General features: G+C 71.5%; 6 protein-coding genes and 1 pseudogene. 6 read left to right on the forward strand and 1 reads right to left on the reverse strand.

What is annotated here, in order from left to right; all coding sequences use genetic code 11:
- Both fabF and mltG read left to right on the forward strand, forming a co-directional pair.
- Nucleotides 1-1,229: beta-ketoacyl-ACP synthase II (fabF, locus tag ACE3Q3_RS22515; RefSeq protein ID WP_374449789.1), on the forward strand; the 1,229-nt coding region annotated here is incomplete at its 5' end.
- A gap of 19 nt (nt 1,230-1,248) precedes the next feature.
- On the forward strand, nt 1,249-2,232 hold the full coding sequence (gene mltG / locus ACE3Q3_RS22520; RefSeq protein ID WP_374449791.1) for an endolytic transglycosylase MltG: 984 nt from the start codon (nt 1,249-1,251) through the stop codon (nt 2,230-2,232).
- Here the strand turns inward: mltG and ACE3Q3_RS22525 are convergent, their stop codons facing one another.
- Entirely contained in the window at nt 2,233-3,009 is a 777-nt protein-coding gene (locus tag ACE3Q3_RS22525; protein ID WP_374449793.1) for an SDR family NAD(P)-dependent oxidoreductase, read from the reverse strand.
- 78 nt (nt 3,010-3,087) lie between these two features.
- On the opposite strand from ACE3Q3_RS22525, the gene ACE3Q3_RS22530 reads away from it, so the two are divergent.
- From ACE3Q3_RS22530 to ACE3Q3_RS22545, 4 genes and pseudogenes are all read left to right on the forward strand, one after another.
- Nucleotides 3,088-3,975, forward strand: a complete 888-nt coding sequence (locus ACE3Q3_RS22530; protein ID WP_374449795.1) for a YicC/YloC family endoribonuclease — start codon at nt 3,088-3,090, stop codon at nt 3,973-3,975.
- Between the two features lie 13 nt (nt 3,976-3,988).
- A complete protein-coding gene (gene gmk, locus ACE3Q3_RS22535) occupies nt 3,989-4,624 on the forward strand; it encodes a guanylate kinase (protein WP_374449797.1) in 636 nt (211 codons plus the stop codon).
- Nucleotides 4,625-5,007: 383 nt separating this feature from the next.
- Nucleotides 5,008-5,319 (forward strand): helix-turn-helix domain-containing protein, encoded by a 312-nt coding sequence (locus ACE3Q3_RS22540; RefSeq protein WP_374449799.1) that lies wholly within the window; start codon nt 5,008-5,010, stop codon nt 5,317-5,319.
- A 54-nt stretch (nt 5,320-5,373) separates the two neighbouring features.
- Nucleotides 5,374-5,570, forward strand: a pseudogene (locus ACE3Q3_RS22545) (hypothetical protein); the annotation flags it as partial.

Raw genomic sequence — 5,570 nt, forward strand, 5'->3', positions numbered from 1 at the left:
TCACCCCGCTCGGGGTGGGGGTCGAGCACAACTGGAAGCGCCTGATCGCCGGCGACTCCGGTCTCAATGCCATCCAGTCGTTCGACGTCTCCGACCTGCCGGCCAAGGTCGCCGGCCAGGTGCCGCGGGGAGAGACGGCGAACGGCCACTTCAATCCGGACGACTGGGTCCCGTCCAAGGACCAGCGCAAGATGGACCAGTTCATCATCTATGCGCTGGCCGCGGGCGTGCAGGCCGTCCAGGACGCCGGCTGGGAGCCCGAGGACGAGGAGGAGCGCGAGCGGACCGGGGTCATGATCGGCTCCGGCATCGGCGGCCTGCCGGGGATCGAGGAAGGGGCGCTGACGCTCCGCGACCGCGGTCCGCGGCGCATCAGCCCGTTCTTCATTCCGGCCTGCCTCATCAACCTCGCGTCCGGACATCTTTCGATCCGCTACGGGTTCCGCGGGCCGAACCATGCGGTCGTCACCGCCTGCTCGACCGGCGCCCATGCCATCGGCGACGCCTCCCGGCTCATCGCCTGGGGGGATGCCGACGTGATGGTGGCGGGCGGCGCGGAGGCGGCGGTGTGCCGGCTCGGCATCGCCGGCTTCGCGGCGGCGCGCGCCCTGTCGACGGGCTTCAACGACACGCCCGAGCGGGCCTCGCGGCCCTGGGACCGCGACCGTGACGGGTTCGTCATGGGCGAGGGGGCGGGCTGCGTCGTGCTCGAGGAGTACGAGCACGCGAAGAAGCGCGGCGCCAAGATCTATGCCGAAATCCGCGGCTACGGCATGTCGGGCGACGCCTACCACGTCACCGCCCCGCCGGAGGACGGCAATGGCGGGTTCCGGGCGATGCGCAACGCGCTGAAGTCCGCGAACCTCGACGTCAGCGATATCGACTACGTCAACGCCCACGGCACCTCGACCCCGCTCGGGGACGAGATCGAACTGGGCGCGGTGAAGCGTCTCTTCGGCGCCCACGCCTACAAGCTGTCCATGTCGTCGACGAAGTCCGCGATCGGGCATCTCCTGGGAGCAGCCGGCACCGTCGAGGCGATCTACTCGATCCTCGCGATCCGCGACGGCGTGGTGCCGCCGACGCGCAACCTCGACAATCCGTCGGAGGGTTGCGATCTCGACCTGGTGCCGCACCAGGCCAAGGAACGCCGGGTGCGCTACGCGTTGTCCAACTCGTTCGGGTTCGGCGGAACCAACGCCTCGCTGGTCTTCGGCCCGGCGCCCTGACGGGCGCCGGGGCGCTGCGATGCGTACCCTCCTGCGCCTCCTCGCCCTCCTGATGCTGGTCGGCGGGGCGGCGCTGGGCGCCGCCTGGTGGTGGGCCGACCAGCGTATCGGCCAGCCGGGGCCGCTCGCCGAAGAACGGCTCGTCCTCGTGCCCCGCGGCTTCGGCGGCGAGGCGATCGCCCGCAAGCTCGCCGCCGAGGGCGTGGTCGAGCATCCCTGGCTGTTCCATTTCGCGGTCTTCCGGGCCGGTCTCGAGGGCCGGCTGAGGGCCGGCGAATACGCCTTCCCGGCCGGGGTCTCGGTGCGCGACGCGGCTCGCATCGTCGCGTCCGGCCGCGTTCACCAGCGCCGCCTGACCGTGCCGGAGGGGGCGAGCGCCCGCGACGTCCTGCAACTGGTCGAAGCCGCGGTCGGGCTCGAAGGGCCCATGGGCCCGCCGCTCGCCGAAGGCGAGGCCTTTCCCGACACCTACTTCTACGTCTGGGGGGATCGGCGCGACGAACTGGTCGAGCGGATGCGGCGCGCCATGCGGGTCGAGGTCGCGCGGGCCTGGGCCGAGCGCAACCCCGCCCTGCCACTGGCCACCTCGGCGGAACTGCTGGTCCTCGCCTCGATCGTCGAGAAGGAGACGGCGCGCGCCGACGAGCGCGCCCGGGTCGCCGCGGTCTTCGTCAACCGCCTGCGTCGCGGCATGCGGCTGCAGTCCGATCCGACGGTCATCCACGGGCTGACCGGCGGGGGCGGGCTCGACCGCAGCCTGACCCGGCGCGATCTCGACCACGCCTCGCCCTACAACACCTATGTCGTGCAGGGGCTGCCGCCGGCGCCGATCGCGACGCCGGGGCGGGCCTCGCTGCAGGCGGCGGCGCAGCCGGCCGCGACCGACGACCTCTACTTCGTCGCCGACGGTTCGGGCGGCCATGCCTTCGCCACCAACCTTGCCGACCACAACCGCAACGTCGCCCGCTGGCGTCGCATCCAGCGCGGCCTGCCCGCGGAATAGTCAGCGGCCCTTGGCGGGCAGCCGACGCAGCAGCGGATCGACCCAGGCGACGGGGAGGGCCGCCAGCAGCCGGACCGTCCAGTAGACCGGCCAGGGAAAGGCGATCCGGCCGCGGTTGCGGTCGAGGCCGCGGCGGATGATCCGGGCGGCGCGCCCGGCCGGCATCAGCATCGGCATCGGGAAGCGGTTGACCGCCGTCATCGCGCTCTCGACATAGCCGGGGCAGACGACCGAGACGCCGATGCCGTCCTGGGCGAGTTCGCCGCGCAGCGCCTCGCCCAGAACCCGGACGGCGGCCTTGCTGGCGCAATAGGCGGGGGCGCCGGGAAAGCCGCGGAAGGCGGCGAGCGAACTCATGAGGGCGATATGCCCGGACCGGCGCGGCTTCATCCGGGCGATGGCCGGGTGGATGGTGTTGAGCACGCCGTCGAGATTCACGGCGAAGATGCGCCGCGCCTGTGCCTCCGACTCGCCGCCGTCGCCGGTGCCGGCGGAGATGCCGGCGTTGGCGACGACGAGCGCGAGCGGCCGGGCGTCGTCGGCGGCCGCGACCCAGTCGGCCATCGCCGGGCGGTCGGTCACGTCGACGGCGGCCGTCGCGACCGTCGCGCCGCAGGCGCGGCAGGCCGCGGCCACGGCCTCCAGCCGGTCCCGGTCGCGGCCGCCGAGCGCCAGGGTGGCACCGGTCCCGGCATAGGCCAGGGCCAGGGCGGCGCCGATTCCGCTCGATGCGCCGGTAATCAGGACGGTTCCGGGGACGGACGGGCCCAGCGTCATTGTTTCAGGATAGCCGGCCCCGCTATAAGGCGCACCTGCGGCCTCTTCGGCCGGAATCCAGGGCGCGGGGGAGGGGTCTTGCAGATCGCCAGCATGACGGGGTACGCCCGCCGCGACGGTCGTCATGGCGACGATGCGTGGACCTGGGAACTGAAGAGCGTCAACGGGCGGGCGCTCGAGGTCCGCACGCGCCTGCCGCCGGGGTGCGACCATCTCGACCTGCCGCTGCGCAACCTGCTGGCGCAGCGCCTGAAGCGCGGCAACGTGTCGGCGACGCTGACGCTCGCCGGACGCTCGGGCGGACAGCGGGTCACGATCAACGAGGCGCTGCTCGGCCAGGTGATCCAGGCGATGCACGACCTGGAGGGCCGGCTCGACGTGGCGCCGCCGCGGCTGGACGGCCTGCTGGCGATCCGCGGCATCCTGGAGACGGCCGAGGCGCCGCCCGACGCAGCCGCCGCCGACGAGCGCGACCGGATCCTGATGGAGGATCTCGGCCGGACGCTGGATGCGCTGGTCGCCGGCCGTGCCGAGGAGGGGGCACGCCTGCTCCAGGTCCTGTCGCTGCGGCTCGACGAGATCGCCGGCCATGTCGCCCACGCCCAGACGAGCGCGGCCGCGCAGCCGGCTGCGATCCGCGACCGGCTGCTCGCGCAGATCCAGGCCCTCCTCGACGGTGCGAACCCGGTCGGACCGGAGCGCCTCGCCCAGGAAGCGGCGCTGCTCGCGGCCAAGGCCGACATCCGCGAAGAGATCGACCGCCTGCACGCGCACATCGCGGCGGCGCGCGCCATGCTGGCCGAAGGCGGGGCCGTCGGCCGCCGCCTGGACTTCCTGTGCCAGGAGTTCAACCGCGAGGCCAACACGCTGTGCTCGAAGTCGGGCGACATCGGGCTGACGCGGATCGGACTCGACCTCAAGCAGGCGATCGAGCAGTTCCGCGAGCAGATCCAGAACATCGAGTAGGCCGGGAGTCCCCATGGAGCCGAACATTCCGCGCCGCGGCATGATGCTGGTCCTGTCGTCGCCCTCGGGCGCCGGCAAGACCTCGATCTCGCGTCGCGTCCTGGCCGAGGAGCCGGAACTGAAGATGTCCGTGTCGATGACGACGCGGACAAGGCGGGCCGGCGAGCGCGACGGCGTCGACTACCACTTCGTCGACCTGACCACCTTCAACCTGATGGTCAACCGCCGGGAGTTCCTCGAGTACGCCAAGGTCTTCGACAACTATTACGGAACGCCGCGGAGCACGGTCGAGGCGGAACTCACGGCCGGGCGCGACGTCCTCTTCGACATCGACTGGCAGGGAACGCAGACCCTGAAGCAGGCGGCGCGCGACGATCTGGTGAGCATCTTCGTCCTGCCGCCGTCGACCGCCGAGTTGGAGCGGCGGCTGCGCACCCGGGCCCGCGATTCGGCCGACGAGGTGGCGCGCCGCATGGCGCGGGCCGCCGACGAGATGAGCCACTGGCCCGAATACGACTACGTCATCGTCAATTGCAGCCTGGAGGAGAGCGTGGCCCGGGTCCGCGCCATCCTGTGGGCGGAGCGGCTGCGCCGCCAGCGGCAACCGGGACTGGCGGAGTTCGTCAAGCGGCTGCGCGAGGGCCAGTAGGCCCCATCGCCGCATACAGCGACTTATTGACTAAAAGTGCTTGCGCATCGTCGGCAGCCGCCGTATACAGTGACTTATTGATGTGGTCAGCACATCAACCGCCGCCTGATGATGACGCTTGGCAAGCGTCGAAACGGGAAACCGTCGCGGCAGCCTCGATGTTCACCGGAGACGGGTATCACTTCGCCCCCCCGATGCTCGCCGCCGGTTCCAGTCCGCCCGACCGTCGAGGCTGCCGTGCCTACCTCCCGCCGCCGCCTGCGCCGCCCCGCGCAGGCGGCTTCGGGGGGCGGGAGGCGAGAATCCGATGGACCGGCCATGGGGTATCCAGTAACTCTATGACATGGACACCCGATCAGACCGACGTTGAACGGAGGCTGGTGATGTACGCGCAATATGTGCGTTCGGCCGACCATGCGCGGCAGCTTCGCCAGGACGCCGGACGCTGGCTGCGGACGTGCCGCGAGGCCCGGTCGATGACCCAGCGCGACCTGGCCGAGCGGGTGGGCCTGCGCTACTACACCTTCATCTCGCAGATCGAGGGTGGGCACGGGCGCATTCCGCCGGACCAGTACGAGGCCTGGGCGCGGGCGCTGGACATCGAGCCGCGGCAGTTTGCCAAGGCCATGCTTCGCTACTACGACCCGTTCACCTTCCGGCTGCTCTTTCCGGAGGACGTGGCGGCTTCGGCCTAGCTTGCGGCAATCGCCGATCGGACCGGTCGGCCGGCGGAGGATCGAGTGGGGGACGTGATCGAGCTGTTCGGCTCGCTGCCGCGAACGAACGGCTGGACCGAGCAGGAGAAGGCGGAACTGTACCGCGCGGCGAGCTTGCTCGGCGCGCGCGGCCTGCCGTTCGACAGCGAGTTCGGGACGACCGACGACGGCGACCCCTGGTTTCTCTTCGTCGGCCGCGGGACGGGCGAAGTGCTGGCGCATTTCGCGCG

The sequence above is a fragment of the Allostella sp. genome, from assembly GCF_041913585.1.
Lineage (GTDB): Bacteria > Pseudomonadota > Alphaproteobacteria > ATCC43930 > Allostellaceae > Allostella.